Raw genomic sequence first — 21978 nt, 5'->3', positions numbered from 1 at the left:
CCGTCAGTAGAGCAACCTCGGCAAGAACAGCACAATACCGGGGAATACGAGTACCAGCAACGCACGCACCATGCCCGCCACCCAGAAGGGTGTGACGCCTCGAAAGATGGTGCCGGTGGTCACGTCGGGCAACACCGCCCTGAGCACGAAGACATTCATGCCCACCGGCGGCGTGATCAGACTGATCTCGATGACGATGACCACCAGTATGCCGAACCACACCAGATCGAAACCCAGGCCCGCCACCACCGGGAAGAATACCGGCACCGTCAGCAGCAGCATCGACATGCTCTCGAACACGCAACCCAATGCCACATAGATGGCAAGGATCACCAGAATCACCAGAAAGGGCGACAGCTGGAGACCGTTGACGAAGGCCAGCAGGTCATTGGGCAGCCCCGCCCGGTTGATGAAATTGGCGAAGATCAGCGCAGTCAGCACCACGGCGAACAGCATGGCGGTGGTGCGCACGGTGTCACGCAGCACCTCCAGCAACAGCGAGAAAGTCAGGGCACGGCGCAGCAGGGCGATGACGAAGGCGCCCATGGCCCCGATACCGGCGGCCTCGGTGGGAGTGAACACGCCCAGATAGATGCCGCCGATGACCAGCACGAACAGCGCAAGGGTGCTGCCCACGCTCTTCAGTGCCGCCCAGCGCTCGCGCCAGGGCACCACCTCCCCTGCAGGCCCGGCACTGGGGTCACGCCACATGACCCACTTCACCGCCGCCAGGTATAAAAGGATGCCGAGCATCCCCGGAATGAATCCGGCGGCGAAAAGCTCACGGATACTGGTCTCGGTGAGGATGCCGTAGATCACCAGCATCACGCTCGGCGGGATCAGGATACCCAGGGTTCCACCGGCGGCGATGGAGGCGCTGGCCAGGGAGTCCTTGTAGCCATACTTGCGCATCTGCGGCATCGCCACTCGCCCCATGGTGGCGGCGGTGGCCAGGCTAGAGCCGCAGATCGCGCTGAAACCGCCACAGGCAACGATGGTGGCCATGGCCTGGCCGCCCTTGCGGTGTCCGAGAAAGCCGTTGGAGGCTCTGAACAGGGCATCGGATAGCCCCGCGTGTGAGACGAAGTTGCCCATCAGAATGAACAGCGGGATCACCGACAGGCCGTAGTCCATGGCGGTGTCCACCACCCGTCGCGCGGCCATGGACTCCGCCGCCATGGGATTGCCGGTAAGAAAGTAGAAGCCCAGGGTGCCGACGATACCCATGGCGAAGGCCAGCGGTACCCGCAGAAAAGCCAGCGCCAGCAGGGCGGCAAAACCATAGAGGGATTCAATCATGATCGGCGCCCTCCTGCTCCCTCGTGCTAGCACCGATGTCAGCGGAAGCGCTCAGCGGCCCGCCCCGATCGATCACCCCGATGCCCTCCAGCAGATAGGCAAGAGCACGCAGCAGCGTCAGCCCGGCCGAGACAAACAGCATCACCGCGATCAAGCAGGTGAGGTAACCGATCGGAATGCGCAGAAACTCGGTGACGTCGCCCCACTCCAGCGAACGCAGGCCCAGCGCCCAGATGCGGCCTGCCACCAGCCACAGCGCCGCCGTCATCAAGAGATTGACGATCAGTTGACGGATCCATACCAGCTTCGCCGGAAAGACACCGTCGAGCAGGTCGACGCTGACGTGCTCCTCTCGCCAGCACACCACCGGCATCGCCAGAAAGACCACCGCAGCCAGCATCAGCTGGGTCAGCTCGACGCTACCGGTCAAGGGCGTATTGAAGAAGTAGCGCCCAACCACATCCACCGTGGTCACACACATCAGCACGAAAAGGGTGGCCCCCGCCAGCGTCTCGAGACCTCTCTCGAGCGCTGTCGACAGCCACTGTCCCGGAGCATTCGACATGGACATGGTGGGACTCAGCCTTCGGTCGTGACGACGCGATCGACGATGCCAGCCTCGGCGTCGACCTGACCAAGCTGGTCACGGAAGAACTCGAGCGCTTCTCGGGCGTCCAGCTCACCACTCGACACCTTGTCGGCCCACTCGTCGATCAGCCCATCGCTGACCTCCCTGAGCATGGCGATGTCCTCTGCCGTTGCCTCGGTGAAGGTGTGTCCAAGTTCCTCGGCAAAGGCCACGCCTCGCTCGTCGGAAACATCCATCATGTAGCCGAACAGACGCGACAGTGACTCGCCGGAGACATCCTCGATAGCGGCCTTGTCCTCGGCCGAAATCCGATCCCAGAAGTAGGGGTTGACGACGATCGCGAAGCTACCGCGATAGAAGCCGCCATCCACCGTCAGGGTGTAGGGCGCGACCTCGGCCACCCGGAAGCTGCGCAGCCCCTCCAGGGTCAGCATGGCGCCGTCGATGACGCCCTGGGACGCTGATTCATAGACGCCGGTGGGCGGTAACGCTACCCCGGTGACACCCATGGCACTGGCCAGGTCACTCATCACCCCGCCTCCGACACGTAGCCGCTGGCCTTCGAAATCGGCGAAGGACTCGGCCTTGTCGGCGGTGAAGATCTGCCCCGGGCCGTGTACCCCCACGGCGAGCACGTCGACGCCGCGATGCTCGCCCTGCTCGGCTAGATAGGTCTCGTAGGTGCGCCAGTAGGCGGCGGAAGCGATTTCCGACGTGAAGTCTTCGAAGGTCGGAAATTCGGGCAGGCGAGTCAGCTCGAAGCGCCCCGCCATATGGCCATGGAAGATCCAGCTGGCATCCGCTACCCCATCGGCTACCAGCGCCATCTGCGCCGCCGGCGGTCCCATATCGTGGACGACGTCCAGCGTCACCCGACCTTCCGTGGCCTCCTCGATCCAGGCCTTCCAGGTCGGCCAGACGATGGTATTGATGCCGTGGTTGGGACCGCCCCAGGAGCTGACGGTCAGAGTCTCGGCGGCGATGGCGGGACCGGCCAGGGCCACACTGGCCAGGCCGGCCGCCAACAGGGAGGTAGGCGCTTTCATGGGGTGTCTCCGTCGTCACGGGTGCCATTGTTGTCGTTGGACGCCACACCCGGAACGTGGAAGGTATGTTTCCTTCTCTACCAGGTAAGCGTGGTACTCACCTTGCCCGGCATTTAGTATCTACAGCAACTAAACCATCATGAAAACCGGATTAGACATAGGTCGCATAAATTATGCGTCTATTGTTTTTAAATAATTTTTTATCCACACAACCAAGCAGGGCACTTGATCTGGCGCAGTGCATCCTGGGAATTTCGTTTCTACCTCAACTATCATGAGAACACATCACGATCTCCCATGTCGGACATCACCCTGGCGAAAAGCGGTAGGGTCCCTCGCCCCCGCTTGACGCTGCCCCCCACGGCGTGGCGAATTTTGTGCTGGCGACTTCGGCGCGCCCGTTACAGCCAAGGCACCACTGATCGCCGCCCTTCCCATTCAATCGCTGCGCTCAGCTTCCTGAATTCAGGTTTTCCGGCGGCGGCGAGGCCGGATCACTGAGCGGCGAACTCATCAGTACCCCCGCGCAATTGCTGACCGATTCCTCGCACACCACCACTCGGTCCCTGCCTTGACGCTTGCCGACATAGAGCGCCTCATCGGCGCGTTTGATCAGGGCCTCCAGATCGGCGTCCTCAGGCCGCGCCTCGACGATACCGATAGTGACGGTCAGCGCCAGCGTCTGTCCCTCATCCTGTGGGGGCAGCGCCGCGACCGCGCGCTGCAGGCGTTCGGCCACCGCTCGGGCATCGTCGAGACAGGTGTCGGGCAACACTCCCACGAACTCTTCCCCTCCGAAGCGTCCGATCAGGTCGCTTGGCCGCAGCGACGCCACACAGACCTCGGCGATATCGATCAAGACCCGATCCCCCTGGCTATGGCCCCAGGTGTCGTTGATAGTCTTGAAATGATCAACATCCAGCATGAACAGGCAAAACGGCGCCTCTTCCACCCGCGCCCGATGGAGCATCACCTGTGCCCGCTTCATGAAGTGGCGACGATTGGCCAATCCTGTCAGGGCATCGCGCTCAGCCAGCTCGCGCAACTGGATTTCCAGCGACTGACGGTGAGCCATCTCCTTGAGCAGTCGACGATTGTGGCCGCGCTCCTCATGTAGCAAAGCGAACTGCTTGCGCTGCAAAAGCTCCACTCTCAGCAAGGCAAAGAAACCCACCAGATTGGCCATGACCAACAGCAGGCCAATGCGTAGGGCAACCACCACTGAAATATCGGAGAACACCACCGCGGCAGCCAGAAAGCCGAAGCTCAGGTAGAGGCTAGCCGCCGCCACCACCGTCAGCAGGTTGGGGATTAGCAGGTAGAAGGCCATGATCGCCACGATCACCGCTACCAGTTGCGTCGAAAGGGACTCCGGACGCAGTGGAACGATCAGGATGATCCCCGTGGCCAGCACCCACAGCGGCAATGCATGCAGCCAGGGCCTGCGGGAGTAACAGCCCAGACGGCCTATCGCCAGGGCCAGCAGCAAACAGCTGACGACCACCACGATGCGCATCGTCAAAAGGTAGTAAAACTCTCGGGTCAGTCCGACGTAGAAGTAATCCGACAGCGTGAACATGCCGAAAATCATGGCAGACAGCATAATTGCCAGCCGCGACTCGAGGCGCACTCTACGCTTGATCGTCCTGCGGTATACGGCCTCTCGATCACGCTCGCGAAACTGTCCCGTCATCCAGTGCATCTGACTCGGTGTCTTGACCATCGAAAACATACGTTCTCCCTGTATAGGTCCCCCGGAGGATACCGATGGGTAACCAGAGACCAGCTGTTCTCGGTGGCTATCTTCTGAGGGGCGCCGATCCAACGCATCTCAAGGCTCTCTCGCCTTGGAGAACTTATTATTATCATTGAAATAAATATCTACCACGAATCTTTACGTTACCGGCGAAAACCAGATCACTATATTAGAAAATAACAAAATACAGAAATTCTCTGCGCTTCCATTTCGCGACACAGAGACTGCTGGTACAGCTCGATACGCTTGTGCTCGGAGTCCTCGATATCCTTGACCGGCATGTCCACAGTACGCTGGCCCGGGTCCAGGCGAAGGCGGCATCAACCTCGATACGCACAAGTGATAGTGGCCTGCCCTGCTCCAGGCTCACAAGAGGGGCCAGTTCATCGGTTTCTTCCTCGATTCTGCCGGCAACGCGTTCGAGAACGCTGGTGCTCGACATGGGAGATCGCCTGCCGGTCACTGCCAGGAGGCAACACGGGCACAGGCTGGTTACACGGCGCTGAGGGATTCGGCGAAATAGCACAACGGCGGCTGACACATGACCCCGGAACCCGACAGACAATTAGTCTCCAATGAAACCATGAAGTGAAACAGAGACAGGTAGACCTATGTCTAAAACAACGATAAATCAATGAAATTCCGTCACTAAAACTCCGGAAAGGGCCCCGACATGCTGACATAGGTCAAGACGTGCTGGACTTTTAGTTTCATCAGAAACTATTCTCCTGACACACCGTCCCCATCCCGACAGGGGCGGACCACCGATGACCCCGGAGGACCCATGACCAAGAAGTTCGCCTCACACGCCGACACCGAAGAAAAGCAGGTCAGCTTCGTCAAGCTGGCCGAAGGCCTCTACGCCTACACCGCGGAAGGGGACCCCAATACCGGAGTGGTCATCGGCGACGACAGCGTCATGGTGATCGACACCCAGGCCACACCGATCATGGCCGAGGATGTCATCCGTCGAATCCGCGAAGTCACCGACAAGCCGATCAAGCACGTGGTGATGACCCACTACCACGCGGTGCGCGTGCTCGGCGCCTCGGCCTACAACGCCGAACACATCTACGCCAGCCAGAACACCTACGAGCTGATTCAGGAGCGTGGCCAGCAGGATTACGAGTCCGAGGTCGGTCGCTTCCCGCGCCTGTTCAAGGGCGTCGATTCGGTCCCGGGCCTGACCTGGCCGACCATCGTCTTCGACCGCAAGCTGACGCTGTACATGGGCAAGCGCGAAGTACAACTGCTGCACGTCGGTCGCGGCCACACCAAGGGCGACACCATCGTCTGGCTGCCCGAGGAAAAGGTGATGTTTGCCGGTGACCTGGTCGAGTATGGCGCCACCCCCTACACCGGCGATGCCTACCACGAACATTGGCCGACCACCCTCGACGCCCTGCTCGAGTTCGCGCCCGAAAAACTGGTGCCGGGTCGCGGCGAGGCGCTGGCCACCCCCGAGCAGTGCCGCGAGGGCATCGAAGGCACACGCCACTTCCTGGCCGACATGTACGAGTCGGTGAAGGCCGGCAAGGCAGCCGGCAAGTCGCTGGCCGAGTGCTATTCAGAGACCTACGCCAAGCTCAAGCCCAAGTACGGTCACTGGGTCATCTTCGAACATTGCCTGCCCTTCGATATCACTCGCTGCTACGACGAGGCCGGCGGCGAGCATCCGGATCCGCGTATCTGGACCGCCGAGCGCGACACCGAGATGTGGCACTCGCTGCAGGACGTGGTCGCCGCCCAGTAACCCTCGTCGCCGGACTGGGGAAGCCGCACCCGCGGCTTCCCGGGAGATACTCATGCTCACAACCTACAACAATCCCGTCTACCCCTATCGCCGCGCCAGGGAGCTCGACGCTGGGGCGCCCCATCACTGCCCGGTGGTCATCGTCGGCGGCGGCCCCAGCGGCCTTGCCGCGGCGGTTGACCTGGCCCAGCAGGGCGTGGCCAGCGTGGTGCTCGACGACAACAACACCGTCAGCGTCGGCTCCCGCGCCATCTGTTTCGCCAAGCGTACCCTGGAGATCATGGATCGGCTGGGCTGCGCCCAGCCGATGCTCGACAAGGGCGTCACCTGGCAGGTCGGCAAGGTGTTCTTTCAGCAGCGCCAGGTCTACGAATTCAACTTGCTGCCCGAGACCGGCCATCGGGTGCCGGCCTTCATCAACCTGCAGCAGTACTACTTCGAGGAGTACCTGGTCGATCGCGCCATGCAGCTCGACGACCTGATCGACCTGCGCTGGATGCACAAGGTCACCGCGGTCGAGAGCCATGACGATCACAGTCTGATCACCGTCACCACCGAAGACGGCGACTATCGACTGCGCTGCGATCACCTGCTGGTGGCCGATGGTGCCAACTCGAAGATTCGCGACATGCTCAGGCTCGAGAGCAAGGGCCAGGTCTTCCAGGACCGCTTTCTGATCGCCGACGTGATCATGCAGGCCGACTTCCCCACCGAACGCTGGTTCTGGTTCGACCCGCCCTTCCATCCTGAGCAGTCGGTGCTGCTGCACAAGCAGCCGGACAATGTCTGGCGCATCGACTTCCAGCTTGGCTGGGACGCCGATCCCGAGGAAGAGAAAAAGGAAGAGAACATCCGCCCCCGCGTCCAGGCCATGCTCGGTGAGGACGTCGAGTTCGAACTGGAGTGGGCCAGCGTCTACACCTTTCGCTGCCGCAAGATGGATGACTTCATCCATCGCCGGGTCTACTTCATCGGCGATTCGGCCCATCAGGTCTCACCCTTCGGCGCCCGCGGCGCCAATGGCGCCATCCAGAGCGTCGAGAACCTGACCTGGAAGCTGGCCCGGGTGGTCAAGGGGGAAGCGCCGCTGGAGCTGATCGCTACCTACAATCAGGAACGCCAGTACGGGGCGGCGGAGAACATCCTCAACTCCACCCGCGCTACCGACTTCATCACCCCCAAGAGTCGGGTCAGCCGACTGTTCCGCGATACCACCCTGGAGCTGGCAGAAGAGTTCGACTTTGCCCGCAGCCTGGTCAACTCCGGTCGTCTGTCACTGCCCTGCCGCTACAACGACTCGCCGCTCAACGGTGACGATGACTCGAGCTTGCCGCGGGACCGTGCTCCGGGTAGCTGCGCCAGCGACGCGCCGGTCCGCCTTGGCGGCAGGCCAGCCTGGCTGCTCAACCAGCTTGGTGGCGACTTCGTGCTGATGCTCGATGCCCGGCAAACTCAGTCGCTGGGCGGCCTGCGTGACCTGCTCGAGCGGCGCGACGATCTGCGTCTGCTGGTCGTGTCCGCGCCGGAGGTCGCGCCGAGCGAGGCGCTAGCCTCGATGCCCCGGACCACCCTGGTCGAGGACTGCGATGGCCTGGTGGCCAGCCGCTATGGTCTCGCCAGCGACGGCGCCTACCTGTGGCGCCCGGACCAGCACGTCAGCGCCCGCTGGCGAAGGTTCGATGCCGACCGCGTCGAGGCCTGTCTCGAGCGCGCCCTGGGGCAGTCCCTGTCGATGCCGGAGGTACGTCATGCCAGCGCTTGAACTCGGCCCCAACTTCACCGACGCGGACCGTTTCTACGCCGCGCTCACCGAGCTGCATCGTGACGTCAGCGAGCAGGACAGCGAACGCATCAATGCCCGCCTGATCCTGTTGCTGGCCAACCATATCGGCGACCAGAACGTGCTCGACGAGGCGCTGCGCCTTGCCGGCGAGCTGCCCCGACACGACACCTCATCATCCTGAGCGGAGGATTTCCCGATGTCCCGACGTCTCGACCAGACGCCGCTTGCGTATCAAAGCGGTTTTCGTAATCACTTCGCCAGCGAAGCGCTGCCCGGCGCCCTGCCCCAGGGGCAGAACTCGCCCCAGCGCTGCGCCTACGGGCTCTACGCCGAGCAGCTCACCGGCTCGGCCTTCACCGCGCCGCGCAGCCATAACCTGAGAAGCTGGCTCTACCGCATCCGCCCCTCGGTGGCCCAGAGCGCCTACCGCCCGCTGGAGCACGGCGGTCTCGCCACCGCGCCGCTGTCACGTCCCGCCGCGGACCCCAACCAGATGCGCTGGGACCCGGCTCCCCTGCCCGAGGCGGCCACCGACTTCATCGATGGTCTTGCCACCATCGCGGTCAATGGCGACGCCGGCACCCAGGCCGGCTGCGGTGTCCATGTCTATGCCTGCAACCAGGACATGACCGAACGCTTCTTCTACAACGCCGACGGCGAACTGTTGATCGTGCCTCAGCTGGGCACCCTGCGCCTGGGCACAGAGTTCGGCGCGCTCGAGGTGGGCAACGGCGAGATCGCGGTGATCCCGCGCGGGGTCAAGTTCCAGGTCCGCATCAGTGAGGGCGACCAGGCCCGGGGCTATGTCTGCGAAAACTACGGCAGTCCCCTGGAGCTGCCGGGGCTCGGCCCTATCGGCGCCAACGGCCTGGCCAACCCGCGCGACTTCCAGTCGCCGGTGGCCGCCTACGAGGACCTCGAGGGCGACTTCGAACTGGTGGCCAAGTTCTCCGGGGCACTGTGGGCGACCCGGCTGGACCACTCGCCGCTGGACGTGGTCGCCTGGCACGGCAACGTGGCGCCCTACAAGTACGACCTGGCCAACTTCAACACCATCAATACGGTCAGCTTCGACCACCCGGATCCTTCGATCTTCACCGTGCTGACGTCGGCGTCGGACACCGAGGGCATGGCCAACATCGACTTCGTGATCTTCCCGCCGCGCTGGATGGTGGCCGACAACACCTTCCGCCCGCCCTACTTCCATCGCAACCTGATGAGCGAGTTCATGGGCCTGATCCACGGCGAGTACGACGCCAAGGCCGAAGGTTTCCTGCCCGGCGGCGCCAGCCTGCACAACTGCATGTCGCCCCACGGCCCCGACGCCGAAACCTTCGAGAAGGCCTCCGACGCCAGCCTCGAGCCTCAGTATCAGGGGGCGACTCTGGCCTTCATGTTCGAGAGCCGCTACGTCTTCCAGCCTACCGAAAAGGCGCTGGCCGCCGATTTCCGCCAGCGCGACTACGTGGATGTGTGGAAGGGACTCAAGTCCCACTTCGATCCGACGCGGCCCTGACCGACCTCTGCTTTGACCACAAGGAACCCTCTGATGAAACTGGCCACCCTCAAGAGCGGACGCGACGGCGAGCTGATCGTCGTCTCCCGCGACCTGACCCACGCCGTACGCGTGCCGCAGATTGCCACCACCCTGCAACAGCTCGTCGAAGACTGGGACGAGCTGGCCCCGCGCCTTGAAGAGATCTACCAGCGCCTCAACGACGGCGCCGCCGAGGAGGCCTTCGAGCTCGACCCCAGCGCGCTGCACTCGCCGCTGCCGCGCACCTACCACTGGGCCGACGGCTCGGCCTATCTCAACCATGTGCAACTGGTGCGCCAGGCGCGCAACGCCGAGATGCCGGAGACCTTCTGGACCGACCCGCTGATGTACCAGGGCGGCGGCGACAGCTTCATCGGTCCCTATGACGATATCGAGGCGGTCAGCGAAGACCACGGCATCGACTTCGAGGGCGAGATCGCGGTGATCACCGACGACGTGCCGATGGCGGTGAGCCCCGAACAGGCAGCCGGCCACATCAAGCTGCTGATGCTGGTCAACGACGTCAGTCTGCGCGGCCTGATTCCCGGGGAGCTGGCCAAGGGCTTCGGCTTCTTCCAGGCCAAGCCGGCCTCGAGCTTCTCGCCGATCTGCGTCACCCCGGACGAGCTGGGCGAGGCGTGGAAGGATGGCCGCGTGCACCTGCCGCTGACCGTTCATCTGAACGGCGACAAGTTCGGCGAGCCCGAGTCCGGCCCGGACATGATCTTCAACTTCCCGCAACTGGTGGCCCACGCCGCCCGCACCCGCTACCTGGGCGCCGGTGCGGTGGTCGGCTCCGGCACCGTGTCCAATCCGGACCCGGATGGCGGTCCCGGAAAACCGGTGGCCGACGGCGGCGTCGGCTACAGCTGCCTGGCTGAGGTGCGTATGGTCGAGAAGATCCTGCACGGCGACAGCAAGACGCCCTTCCTGCGCTTTGGTGACCGGGTGCGCATCGAGATGTTCGACAAGGCCGGCCAGAGCATCTTCGGCGCCATCGACCAGCGGGTGGTGAAGTACCAACCCAAGGACTGAGCCAGCCCCCTTGAGTCCTGGGGCGGACGTCCACCACCGTCGACGCCTCGGCCCTCGACGCCGCTCGGACCGCCACACGAGCATCGGGTCTGAGCGGGAGATGTGAGCACACGCCACAAGCCCTAGACCCAGCCCCAGGACCTGACTCGGATTACCGGGCCCGCCCCCGCCAATTTCTGGAACCTGCCATGCAACTCTACGGTTACTTTCGCTCTTCGGCGGCCTATCGCGTGCGCATCGTCGCCAATCTCAAGGGCATCACCCTCGACCATCACCCGGTCAATCTGGTCAAGGGCGAGCAGCGTGATGCCGACAATCTGGCGCGCAATCCCCAGGGCCTGGTGCCGACCCTGGTCACCGACCAGGGACAGGCGCTGACCCAATCCCTGGCGCTGTGCGAATACCTCGACGAGCGCTACCCCGAACCGCCGCTGCTGCCCGGCTCCGCCGAGCATCGGGCGCAGATCCGGGCACTGGCCCAGGCCGTCGCCTGCGAGATCCACCCGCTGAACAATCTGCGGGTGCTCAAGCACCTGACCGGCGAGCTCGGGCTATCGGATGACGCCAGACTGGCCTGGTACCGCCACTGGGTTGCGACAGGGCTGGCCGCCGTCGAGGCGATGCTTGAGCACACCATGGGCGACTTCTGCGTCGGCAACGGGCCGACCCTTGCCGACGTCTGCCTGGTGCCCCAGGTGTTCAACGCCGAGCGCTTCGAGTGTGACCTCGCGCCCTTTGCGCGAGTGCGCGCGGTATCGGAACAGGCGCGGGCGCTGCCGGCCTTCGCCAGGGCGGCACCGGGTGTTCAGCCAGACGCTACCTGAGATCGGCTACAATAAGCCGACTAAGGAAACACTGACGGAACGATGTCTGCCTCCAAGCAGCAGCATCGACACCGCGAAGGGAGCGCTTTTCGCGCTCCCTTCGCTTTCCCTGACCCAACCGTCACTGACACAAGGAGTTGCGTGTGCTGAACCCGACCTCCCGCGCCACCGTGGCCCTGCTGGCGGCGCTGACCGCCCTGGGCCCCCTGGCCACCGACATGTACCTGCCGGCCATGCCAGCCATGCGCGAGGCGCTGGGCACCGGAGCCGATCAGATCCAGCTGACCCTGTCGCTGTATCTGATCGGCTTCGCCATGGCGCAGCTGCTGTGCGGTCCGCTGTCTGATCGCTTCGGTCGCAAGCCGGTGCTGGCACTCGGGATGGGGGTGTTTCTGCTGGCGAGCCTGGTCTGCGCCTTCGCGCCGAATATCGAGACGCTGCTGGTGGCGCGCTTCTTCCAGGCCCTGGGAGGCTCGGCGGGGCCGGTGCTGGGCCGCGCCGCGGTGCGCGACATCCACGGCCCCTTCGAGGCCAGCCGCATCCTCTCCTACATGGCCAGCGTCATGGCGCTGGCCCCGGCGCTGGCCCCGGTGGTCGGTGCGGGGCTACTGGTGTGGTTCGGCTGGGACGCCATCTTCCTGCTGCTGGCGCTCTACGCCGCCGCCATGCTGGGGCTGATCGCGATGATGCCCGAGCCGCTGCCACGGGACCGACGCCAGTCGATCAAGCCCTCGGCGCTGGCCATCACCTTCCGCTCGCTGCTCGGCCAGCGCGACTTCGTCGGTTATACCCTGGCCAACGCGGCCGCCTTCTCCGGCCTGTTCGCCTTTCTGTCGGGTTCGTCGTTTGTGCTGATCGACTATATGGGGGTCAGCCCCGACGTCTACGGCTACCTGTTCGCCGCCATCGTGCTCGGTTTCTTCATCGGCTCGCTGACCAGCGCCAAGCTCAGCCGTCGCCGCAGCCGCCACCAGCTGCTGGTCGCCGCCAGCCTGATCGCCGCCCTCGGCGGCTCTGCCATGGCGCTGCTCGCGCTGGCCGGGGTGCATACCCCCTGGGCGGTCATCGGCCCCCACATGGCCTACATGATCGGCTTCGGCATCATCATGCCGCAGACCATGGGCGGCGCCCTGGCGCCCAACCCCCACTGCGCAGGCTCGGCCTCGGCGCTGTTCGGCTTTATCCAGATGAGCATCGCCGCCGGCGTCGGCGCCCTGGTCGGCCAGTTCCACGACGGTACCTCCCACAGCATGGCCATCGCCATCGGCCTGTCCGGTGTGCTGGCGCTGGTCTGCTACCACTTTATCGTCACCGACAAGGGCGACCTGGAAGCGCTGGCAGCATCGGCCGAGGACTCGAGTCAGGGCAGGACCTCGGCCTGACATCGAAAAAACCGTGGTAAGTAAAAGGGCTGTCAGGCGGACATGCCAGACCGATACCGTCAAGACCACGCGAAGGAGCCTCCAGCAGGCCTCGCCAAGACTCGCTATAGTCGATCCATCCAGCTGCAATGCGCAGCGTCGTTACCTGGATCCATTTCGTCCCTGACAGGCCAGAGCCGATGCGACATTTCGATCCCCAATCCCTGGCACTGTTCATCGCCGTGTGCGACCAGGGCAGCATCGCCGCCGCCGCCGAGCAGATGGCCATCGTCCCCTCGGCCATCAGCAAGCGCATGACGGCACTGGAGGATCAGGTGGGGGTCCGCCTGCTGATCCGCCGCAAGCGCGGTGTGGTGGTGACACCGGCCGGTGAGGTGATGCTGCGTGCAGCTCGCGAGACGCTCTCTTCGATGGAGCGCCTGCAGGCGGAATTAAGTGAATTCAGCCATGGCCTGCAGGGCAACCTTCGTATCCTCGCCAGCCTGTCGGCGGTGTGCCAGTTTCTGCCGAGCCAGATCAGTCAGTTCATGAAAGAGCACCCCCGGGTTCAGGTGAATCTGGAGGAAAAGATCAGCGCGCTGATCACCCGTGGCATCGAGGAAGGCCGAGCCGATATCGGCCTGTGCTGGGAAAACGCTCGCACCCATCACCTGCACCATCGACACTACCACACCGACCAGCTCGGTCTGGTGGTCAAGCCGGACCACCCTCTGGCCGAGCGACATCAGCTGCGCTTCGAGGAAACACTCGCCTACGACCATGTAGAGATTCTGCCCGGCAGCCTGGTCAGTCTGACCCTGCAGCGCGAGGCGACGCTGTTGGGTCGGGCGATTCGCTTTCGCGTCCATGTCACCACCTTCGACGCGACCTTTCGCATCGTCGATTCGGGTCTGGCGGTGGCGGTGGTGCCCATGGACGCCGCCGGTCTCTACGCCAAGGCCATGGACATTCGTGCGATTCCCCTGGTCGACGAATGGGCCACCCGACGCTTCGTCGCCTTCGTCCGCGACCTCGACGCCCTGAGCGCCCCCGCCCGCCACCTGTTCGACTACCTGACCGAGTCAGCCTCGCCGTCGCCTTAGGGCTTGTCTGAAAAGTGCCTGCGCTCGGTAATACGGCGTTAAAAATCGGCTGGTGCGCCAGCCCGGTCAAAATGCTCATTTACACCCCGTAAACTGCGCTTTCTCACCGATTTTTGCCTTGTCTAACCTTCGCTCGTCGACTTTTCGGACAGCGCCTAATGCTGACCAGCAACCTATGCCGCGTGTCTCCGGCTCAAGGCCCCAGGTCCAGCATGGTCCCGGGCAGCCACAGCGCCAGGCCTGGAAAGACCATCACCAGAGCCAGGCCCAGCAGCATCAACACCACGAAGGGCAGCGAGCCGCGGATGATCTGACCGATCGGCGCCTCGGTAACCGCCTTGATGGTGAAGAGGTTCATGCCCACCGGCGGGGTGATCATGGCCAACTCCAGGTTGATCACCAGCATGACGCCGTACCAGATGGGGCTGATATCGAGCAGCGTCAGCACCGGTAGCACCACCGGTGAGGTGATCAGGATGATGGCGATGGACTCGAGAAACATGCCGAGCACGAAGATCAGTGCCATCATCGCCAGCAGGAAGCCAAAGTTCCCCATCTCCATGGTCGATACCAGACCCACGATCTGTTGAGGAATCATCAGCTTGGTCAGGGCATGGCTGAAGACTGCGGCGCCGGCCAGAATCATGAACAGCATGGCCGAGGTACGGCTGGCATCTATGGCCGACGCCCAGATCTGCCGGGGCCCGACGGTGCGGTAGATCAGGCTGCCGACCGCCAGCGCCAGCAGCGCCCCCACCGCCGCCGCTTCAGTGGCCGTGAACACGCCCACGTACATGCCGCCGAGCACCAGGGTCGGCAAGGCCAGCGCCCAGCCGGAACCACGAATGGCGACCAGCGCCTCCTTGAGGCTGGCTCTGGGTTCGCGCTGACGGTGGCGCTGCTGAAAGGCGGTGGACAGCATGAAGATCAGCGCCAGCATCAGCCCCGGGATCAGTCCGGCCATGAACAGCCCACCGATCGAGGTATCGGTGGCCACGCCGTAGATGATCATCGGCCCCGAAGGCGGAATCAGGATGCCCAGGGTGCCCCCGGCGGCCACAAGCCCGTAGGCGACCTTGGGGTCGTAGCCGAAACGGATCATCTGCGGTATCGCCACGGCGCCGATGGTCAGCGCCGTGGCCACGCTCGACCCGGAAATCGCAGAGAAGATCATGCAGGCCAGGATGGTGGCGATACCGACGCCTCCCGGCATATGCCGCGTCAGGGTATAGGCCGTGTTGTAGAGGTCATCGATGATCCGTGCACGAATCATGATATGGGCCATATAGGCGAACAGGGGGATGGCCAGCAGCACGTAGAGGCTGATCTTGTGAAAGATGACCTCGGAAACCCCGACCACCCCGGCCCCGGAGCCAATCAGCAGCCCGCCACCGAACAGCGACAGCCCCGCGAAGATGGGTAGCCCGGTGAACAGCAGCAGCACCAGACCCAGCAGGATGGCAGCGACCGACATCATGAGCGCACCTCCCTGGCATGGCTGTGGTCAGCGTCCACGACGACGAAGGCCTGTCCTCCTCCGGCCAGGCGCAGCAGCGACTCCAGCGCTACCATGGCAAGCATTACTCCACCGAAGGGGATCATCAACTGCAGCAGATACAGCGGCACCTGCACGTAGCCGATGGTGGTCATGCCCAGCATTTTCGAGAACATCGCCGTCTGCCAGCCGTCGATGATCAGAAACAGCGCGACCACCAGCACCGCCACCATCGACCAGGCCTGAACCCAGCGTCGGCGTCCCTGTCCCAGGCGTTCGGTCATCAAGTCGACGCTGAGGTGTCGTCCCTCGCGCAGCGCTGAGGCGGTAGCGCACATGACGATCCCCACCAGCACGAAGGTGACCACGTCATCGATCCATAGCGAAGGACTTCCCAACAGATAGCGGGCGATGACCGAATAGCCGATCAGCAGCATGGCGACCAGTACGCCCAGCGCCGATACCGCCATGAACAGGGTGGTCAAAGCCGCGACCACCGGCGATAGACGGCGGCAAAGGCGCGCCGCTCGATTGTCGAAACAGGGCTCGGTGGAGCCGGTTGATGTCTCGATAGGCATGTCACTCTCCTTTCCGGCGGTGGGCGTCTGCCTCGCCGAAGGCCGTGTCAGCGTTGTTCGATCAAATCCAGCAGTTCCTGCCCGCGAGGAGTTGTCTCGAGGAAGGCAGCGACAACCGCCGGTCGCATAGCCTCTCCCAGAACCCGCTGCTGCGCGTCGTCGAGCAGCGTGATCTGCATGCCGCTGTCTTCCAGCCGCGTGATCTGTTCCGAGGAGATGCCTTCGGAGCGCGGCAGCAATTGTTGCTCGGCACGCTCCAGCGCCGTCGTCACCACGCCCTTCAACTCATCCGGCAGCTCGCTCCACCAGCGCGGGTTGACGATGATGTTCTGGTACACGGTGATCAGGTTGGTGCCCACGCCATAGGCCTGCACCTCGAAATAGCGGCGAGCGTAGACGGCACTCGCGCTGCTCATGGCGGCGTCGATGACCCCTGTCTGGAGCCCCTGATAGACCTCAGAACCAGGCATGGTCGACGGAGAGGCGCCCATGGCGATAAGACCGGCGTCGAAGACCTTGCTGAGGCCACGAATCTTGATGCCCTGAAAATCGTCAGGCTCCACCAGCGGCGCCTGAGCCGAGGTGTAGACAAGATTGTTGGCGTCCACCAGCCAGGCGAGATTGGTCACGCCCTTTTCAGCCAGACGTTGATCGAGCCAGGCGGCGGCCTCGGAGTCGGCGAAGTTCTCCAGGTCCTGCGGATGAGTGATCAGGTAGGGAATATTGAATACCTGCATCTCGGGGATGGTCCCTCCCCACAGCAGGTTGAGCATCGATGCGGCCTCGATCTGTCCGCGAGCCACCGCAGCGTGGAACTGGGTCGGCCCATACAGCTGGGCCCCGCCGAAGATCTCGACATCGAGGCGCCCGTCGCTGCCTGCCTCGACCTCACTGGCGAAGGACTCGAGGGCCTGGGCGACATGATGGGATGCCGGCAACTGATGGGCCAGACGCAAGGTGTAGTCGGCCGCCAGCGACGCATCGGAAGCCCCGAGCAAGGCGACGGCAGCGGCCAGGGTGGTCAGGCGTAGGCGATGGATAGTCATGGCTGGGCTCTCTTTGTTGTGGTTTAGCCTTGTCTTGCTGTGCTTCGTGCATAAGCGCCTGGTTCGCTGCCAGACCTCGCGGCAGGTAAACAACCGCAGGCAGATCACAGCGATCGGTCGGTAGCGAGGCCGAGCTTTCCCAGCACCTCCTGGGTATGCTCACCGATGCTGGCCAGCGGCATCCGCACCTGGGGGCGCTTGCCGCCCATCAGCAGCGGCAGCAGCACGGTCTGGGTAGTTCCCCCCTCGTCGTTGGCAAGTGGCACAAGCCCACCGCTGGCCCGGAGGTGGGGGTCGTCGAGCAGCTCGTCGGGCCGGGTGATCGGTGCGTAGGGCAGACCGGCCTGATCCAGCCGGCGGCTGACATCTTCGATTTCCAGTTGCGCCAGGGTCTCGCCGAGAGCATCGAGCAGATCGCGGCGTACCGGCAGTCGCTGCTCGTTGGTGGCCAGCGCCGGATCATCCCGCAGGTCTTGCCGACCCAGCACTTCACACAGCTGAACCCACTGCTTGTCGCTGACCGCACCGATGAAAAGCTGTTCACCCCTGGCCAGCGTAAAGACGTCGTAAACGGTCCATGGCGACACCCTGGACGGCATCGGTGGTGGCACCTCTCCCGACATCGCGGCCTGCTGCATATGCGAAGCACTGAGAAAGACGCAGTTCTCGAAGAGCGCGCTCTGGACTTCCTGGCCGCGCCGAGTGTGGCTTCGCTCCATCAAGGCAGCCAAGACACCGATGGCGCCAAACATGCCGCCCATGATGTCGTTGACCGAGGCGCCGGCCCGAAGCGGGCGACCCTCCGGGCCCGTCATGTACGCCAGGCCCCCCATCATCTGCACCACCTCGTCGAGAGCCAGGCGGTTGTCGTAGGGGCCTGGGAGAAAGCCCTTGTGAGACACGTAGATCAGCTCGGGATAGCGCGCCGAAAGGCTGGCGTAGCCGAATCCGAGTCGCTCCATCAGGCCTGGACGAAAGTTCTCGATCATCACATCGGCGTCTTCCAGCAAGGCATGCAACGCCTCCCGGCCGGCATCCGACTTGATGTCCAGCACCACGCTCTTCTTGTTGCGGTTGTAGGTTCGAAAGAACCCCATGCCCACACCACTCATCCTGCGGGTCTTGTCGCCGCAAGGTGGTTCGATCTTGATGACCTCGGCGCCGAGATCGGCAAGGATCAAGCCACAGGTCGGGCCCATCACCATGTGGCTGAATTCAATAACCTTGATGCCCGATAGCGGCAGGCGAGCGTCGTTAGCAGTTGTCATGTCGAGGTCCTTGGCGACGCCCTGCGAAAGCAGAACGAGTGGAAGAATGGTGATCGCAGCACAACGGCGAGGAAGGCTAGGCCAGCGACGACGAAGCGGAGCAAAAGGTTCTTGGCAAGCCCGCCCGCCAAAGGGTTCCATGGGTGGTTTCACCGTCCAGCCAGCCGACGAGATCGGCGCGCAGGTCAAGCAACCTGTCGATGTCGACACCGGTAGCCAGCCCCATGGCTTCGAGCATGAAGACCAGGTCTTCGGTGGTGGTGTTGCCACTGGCACCTGGGGCGTGGGGGCAACCGCCGATGCCGGCCAGCGAGGCATCGAAACGGGTGATGCCGGCGTCGAGAGCGGCCGTGGTGTTGGCCAGGGCAAGGCCCCGGGTATCGTGAAAATGGGCTCGCCAGAGCGCATCGCCGGCCAGTTCTCGAGCCGCGACAAACAATTCTCGAACCCCGTGTGGGTCGGCATAGCCCACTGTGTCGGCCAGACTGACCCGCTCGGCACCTGCCGCCAGCGCGGCTTCCATCAGCCGGAGCACTTCATCTCGCGGGACGTCCCCCTGCAGGGTGCAGCCAAAAGCGGTACCGATCCCCACTTCGATCAGGATGTCGCTCGCCGCTGCGTCGCGCGCTTCACGGATCCGCGCCACTTCCTCGATCATCGCATCCGGCGTCTTGCGCACATTGGCCAGGCTGTGCGCATGGCTGGCCGACAGCGGCAGCAACATCAAGTCCGCGCCACTGGCGATGGCCAACTCAGCGCCCTTCAGGTTTGGCACCAGCACCGTGACGAACAGCGCCTCCAGCGTCCTGGCGAACGCCACCAGCTCAGCGGTATCGGCCAACTGGGGCATCAGCCGAGGAGGCACGAAGGAGCCCACCTCGATTTCTCGAAGTCCAGCGTCGTAGGCAGCCTGAATCCAGGCGAGCTTGCGCTCGGTGGGCAGCGTCATGGAGAGGCTTTGCAGGCCATCACGCAGGCCAACCTCACTGATGATGGCAGGGCGGTTCGAAGGGGAAGACATGAGAATCTCCGGGAAGTCGTCGTGTTACAGCGACTCTAGGAGCCTCCTCAGACAGGCAACAGTGCACGATCCTCAGGCGAAACATTCCCAAAAGGAACGCATTTTTAATAAAATCTTTTTTTTCAAACATTAAGAAGAAAAAAGATCGGCCTATTGATGGCTTTTCGGCTACGACTTTCGTCGTTCGCCCTTAGACCAATGGCGCACACACTTATCCCTTAATGCGGTCATCGCCGACGCAATAAAGGGCCCGGTCTTACCCCGCCCCCTGTAGACGTTATCGCCCTTTTCACTGCCACCGTTCCGGTGTGGAACGGTATGGCTGAGGATAACGACACGCTATCTTGTCGATGCCTCCCGGTGAAGCCTCCCGTGTCGTGGCGAGGCATGCCCGCGATGTACCAGATCAGCGGCTGTTCGGGGCAGCCCCCATCCTGTGGTCCTCGGCGTTCGACAACTCCACCTGTCACCGATCTAGGCCGCCGGTCCCCGCCGCCTCGGCCTCGGCGATGGCGGCCAGGGCATCGTCGAGCGACGAAGTTCGGTGCGCCAGCGCCAATGCCAGTCGCGTCAGCAAGTCGGCCTGCTCTCCAGCAGGTCTGGCGTCGAGGCTTTCCGCCAGTCGGTCGTAGACTCGTTCCAGGTCGGCAAAGGGCAGGCGAGGAGGATCGATAGCCGCAGCGGCAGGCTGGGGCGGAGTCAGCGGCGCCTGAGCCCGGGCGTCCGCACCTGCGGAATCAACCTTTCTGCCCAGGGCGCGGTCCCAGGCAGCCATCACGGCCTGGACGTCCAGATGACGCCAGCGGCCCACTACGTGACGGTCGGGACGAACCAGATAGAGACTCCCCGGCGTTGCGTCGTAGGCCGCGCTCAGTCGCCCCCCTCGGTCGAGCAGCCAGCGGCTCACGGTCGTGCCAGGCTGGAACGTGGCGGGCGCGGATGGCGAAGTCGAACCGGCGTGAATCGCCAGCACATCCAGCATGGGGCGCCCATCGCCCGTGGCCAGGATCTGACCCAACTGCGCGATCTGTGCCCGCTCCGGCGAGAACCAGACAAGCGTAAATCCACGCCCCAGGTGGTCCAGCAGAAAGTCGTCCTTTGCCAGGCGAAGGTTGGTCAGCGGCGAACCCGGCGCCGGCCCTCGCGTCCAATGATCGACGTCACCCTGAGTCAGCGGGCTATCGGCGTAGGTGTAGGGCGTGACCTGGCGAGGGTTGGCGAACTCACGCACGTAGTCGTGGTCCAGCGCCAGACTCAGGGCGGCGTCTCGCAGACGCCGGCAGCCAGGAGTGGGTGGCGTCATGAAGCGCGTGCTCTTGCCGGCGTTGGCGAAGACATCGAGAGTCGCGCCGCGTCGTTCGGGGCTGTAGCTGTCGAGCAGCGACTCGTCGGCGTACCCCTGGATCATCTGGGCCAGTTTCCAGCCGGCGTTGGCCGCATCGGCCAGACCGTTGTTGAGCCCTCGCACACCAAAGATCGGCACTAGATGGGCACTATCGCCGATAAACAGCACCCGTCCATGACGGTAATCGTCCAGCGCCAAGGTGTGGGCCTTGTAAAGGCTCCACCATTCGAGTTCCCAGCCAGTGTCCTCGCCCAGCGAGGCGACGATACGCCCAACGCGTTCGCGAATCACCTCTTCCGCCACCGCTGCCTCAGCGTCCTCGCCGTCCTGCAGCTGATAGTCAATGCGCCAGATGTTGTCGGGCTGCCGGTGGATCAGAACGGTGGTTTCAGGAAGCCCGGAGCAATGGAACAAGGCGCGTCGCTCAGTGGGAAAGGACGACGCCATGCGGATATCGGCAATCACGTAACGTCCTTCGTAGGCCTCGCCGTGCAGCTTCAGGCCAAGCGCGCGCCGCACCAGGCTGCGGGCACCATCGGCCGCCAGCACATAATCGGCACGCATTGAATAGCGTCCCTGTGGCGTCTCCACGCCGAGGATCACCTCATGGTCGTGCTGGACCAGCGACGCCACCGCCGATTGCCAGCGCAGCTCGATCAGCGGATTCTGTTCGGCGGCGTCGATCAGAAAGTGCTCGATGTACTGCTGCTGCAGATTGATCATCGGTGCGAAACGTTCATCGTCGGAGTGCGGCATCTCGAAGCGCAGGATCTCGCGATCGCGGTAGTAGGTACGTCCGCACGTCCAGCCGAGCCCCTTGTCGACGAACGGGGACTCGACACCCAACTGCTGGAAGATCTCGAGACTATGGCGTGACAGGCAGATCGCCCGGGAGCCATCATTGACGGTGTCCTTGTCATCCAGCACCACCGATGCCACTCCATGACGGGCGAGTTCCAGCGCCGCCGTCATCCCCACCGGGCCACCTCCGACGATGACCACAGAATGACAGGGAGCGTCTCCCTTCAGCTCTACTGGCGTGACAAAGGGATAACGAGGGTAGGTAAAGTACAGTGACTCGGTGGCATCACGACCTGCAGGGCGCATGGCATCTTCCTTCTGTGAACGGGGCCGTCCCC

The 21978-nt window shown here is 63.6% G+C and carries 18 protein-coding genes; 8 read left to right on the top strand and 10 right to left on the bottom strand.

What is annotated here, in order from left to right; all coding sequences use genetic code 11:
- Positions 1 to 3: 3 nt before the first annotated feature.
- The 4 genes from NFI08_RS06100 to NFI08_RS06085 form a co-directional block, all read right to left on the bottom strand.
- On the bottom strand, positions 4 to 1299 hold the full coding sequence (locus NFI08_RS06100) for a TRAP transporter large permease (protein WP_349588034.1): 1296 nt from the start codon (positions 1297 to 1299) through the stop codon (positions 4 to 6).
- Complete coding sequence (locus NFI08_RS06095; protein WP_349588031.1) at positions 1292 to 1870, bottom strand: TRAP transporter small permease; 579 nt, start codon at positions 1868 to 1870, stop codon at positions 1292 to 1294. The genes NFI08_RS06100 and NFI08_RS06095 overlap by 8 nt, the downstream gene beginning before the upstream one ends.
- Before the next feature lie 8 nt (positions 1871 to 1878).
- The gene (locus tag NFI08_RS06090) at positions 1879 to 2934 is read right to left on the bottom strand and encodes a TRAP transporter substrate-binding protein (RefSeq protein ID WP_349588028.1); all 1056 of its coding nucleotides are present in this window, start codon (positions 2932 to 2934) and stop codon (positions 1879 to 1881) included.
- Positions 2935 to 3385: 451 nt separating this feature from the next.
- Entirely contained in the window at positions 3386 to 4666 is a 1281-nt protein-coding gene (locus NFI08_RS06085; RefSeq protein WP_349588026.1) for a diguanylate cyclase, read from the bottom strand.
- A gap of 808 nt (positions 4667 to 5474) precedes the next feature.
- Between NFI08_RS06085 and NFI08_RS06080 the strand changes: the two genes are divergently transcribed.
- From NFI08_RS06080 to NFI08_RS06045, 8 genes are all read left to right on the top strand, one after another.
- The gene (locus NFI08_RS06080; RefSeq protein ID WP_108449452.1) at positions 5475 to 6443 is read left to right on the top strand and encodes an MBL fold metallo-hydrolase; all 969 of its coding nucleotides are present in this window, start codon (positions 5475 to 5477) and stop codon (positions 6441 to 6443) included.
- A gap of 52 nt (positions 6444 to 6495) precedes the next feature.
- Positions 6496 to 8205, top strand: a complete 1710-nt coding sequence (locus tag NFI08_RS06075; RefSeq protein ID WP_349588023.1) for an FAD-dependent oxidoreductase — start codon at positions 6496 to 6498, stop codon at positions 8203 to 8205.
- Positions 8192 to 8407, top strand: a complete 216-nt coding sequence (locus NFI08_RS06070) for a DUF2783 domain-containing protein (RefSeq protein ID WP_108449450.1) — start codon at positions 8192 to 8194, stop codon at positions 8405 to 8407. Before NFI08_RS06075 ends, NFI08_RS06070 begins: the two co-directional genes overlap by 14 nt.
- Positions 8408 to 8422: 15 nt before the next feature.
- Positions 8423 to 9742: a homogentisate 1,2-dioxygenase gene (gene hmgA / locus NFI08_RS06065; protein ID WP_045993882.1), complete on the top strand. Its 1320-nt coding sequence runs from the start codon at positions 8423 to 8425 to the stop codon at positions 9740 to 9742.
- 33 nt (positions 9743 to 9775) lie between these two features.
- Positions 9776 to 10798: a fumarylacetoacetate hydrolase family protein gene (locus NFI08_RS06060; RefSeq protein ID WP_349588021.1), complete on the top strand. Its 1023-nt coding sequence runs from the start codon at positions 9776 to 9778 to the stop codon at positions 10796 to 10798.
- A 188-nt stretch (positions 10799 to 10986) separates the two neighbouring features.
- A complete protein-coding gene (gene maiA / locus NFI08_RS06055) occupies positions 10987 to 11622 on the top strand; it encodes a maleylacetoacetate isomerase (RefSeq protein ID WP_349588019.1) in 636 nt (211 codons plus the stop codon).
- Positions 11623 to 11765: 143 nt separating this feature from the next.
- Positions 11766 to 13004 (top strand): multidrug effflux MFS transporter, encoded by a 1239-nt coding sequence (locus NFI08_RS06050; protein ID WP_349588017.1) that lies wholly within the window; start codon positions 11766 to 11768, stop codon positions 13002 to 13004.
- 179 nt (positions 13005 to 13183) lie between these two features.
- Positions 13184 to 14086, top strand: coding sequence for a LysR substrate-binding domain-containing protein (locus tag NFI08_RS06045; protein ID WP_349588015.1), 903 nt, complete (start codon positions 13184 to 13186; stop codon positions 14084 to 14086).
- Between the two features lie 193 nt (positions 14087 to 14279).
- Here NFI08_RS06045 and NFI08_RS06040 read toward each other — a convergent pair whose 3' ends face one another.
- The 6 genes from NFI08_RS06040 to NFI08_RS06015 all read right to left on the bottom strand — a co-directional run bounded on the left by NFI08_RS06040 (position 14280) and on the right by NFI08_RS06015 (position 21946).
- The gene (locus NFI08_RS06040; RefSeq protein ID WP_349588012.1) at positions 14280 to 15563 is read right to left on the bottom strand and encodes a TRAP transporter large permease; all 1284 of its coding nucleotides are present in this window, start codon (positions 15561 to 15563) and stop codon (positions 14280 to 14282) included.
- The gene (locus tag NFI08_RS06035; RefSeq protein ID WP_349588009.1) at positions 15560 to 16159 is read right to left on the bottom strand and encodes a TRAP transporter small permease; all 600 of its coding nucleotides are present in this window, start codon (positions 16157 to 16159) and stop codon (positions 15560 to 15562) included. Before NFI08_RS06035 ends, NFI08_RS06040 begins: the two co-directional genes overlap by 4 nt.
- A gap of 47 nt (positions 16160 to 16206) precedes the next feature.
- The gene (dctP, locus tag NFI08_RS06030) at positions 16207 to 17205 is read right to left on the bottom strand and encodes a TRAP transporter substrate-binding protein DctP (protein ID WP_349588006.1); all 999 of its coding nucleotides are present in this window, start codon (positions 17203 to 17205) and stop codon (positions 16207 to 16209) included.
- Positions 17206 to 17309: 104 nt separating this feature from the next.
- Positions 17310 to 18473: a CaiB/BaiF CoA transferase family protein gene (locus NFI08_RS06025; protein ID WP_349588003.1), complete on the bottom strand. Its 1164-nt coding sequence runs from the start codon at positions 18471 to 18473 to the stop codon at positions 17310 to 17312.
- A 76-nt stretch (positions 18474 to 18549) separates the two neighbouring features.
- Complete coding sequence (locus NFI08_RS06020; protein ID WP_349588000.1) at positions 18550 to 19494, bottom strand: hydroxymethylglutaryl-CoA lyase; 945 nt, start codon at positions 19492 to 19494, stop codon at positions 18550 to 18552.
- 466 nt (positions 19495 to 19960) lie between these two features.
- The gene (locus tag NFI08_RS06015) at positions 19961 to 21946 is read right to left on the bottom strand and encodes an FAD-dependent monooxygenase (RefSeq protein ID WP_349587997.1); all 1986 of its coding nucleotides are present in this window, start codon (positions 21944 to 21946) and stop codon (positions 19961 to 19963) included.
- Between the last annotated feature and the right edge of the window lie 32 nt (positions 21947 to 21978).

Source organism: Halomonas sp. EF61 (assembly GCF_040147045.1).
GTDB classification, from domain to species: domain Bacteria; phylum Pseudomonadota; class Gammaproteobacteria; order Pseudomonadales; family Halomonadaceae; genus Halomonas; species Halomonas litopenaei.
This window is presented reverse-complemented; position numbering and strand designations above follow the sequence as displayed.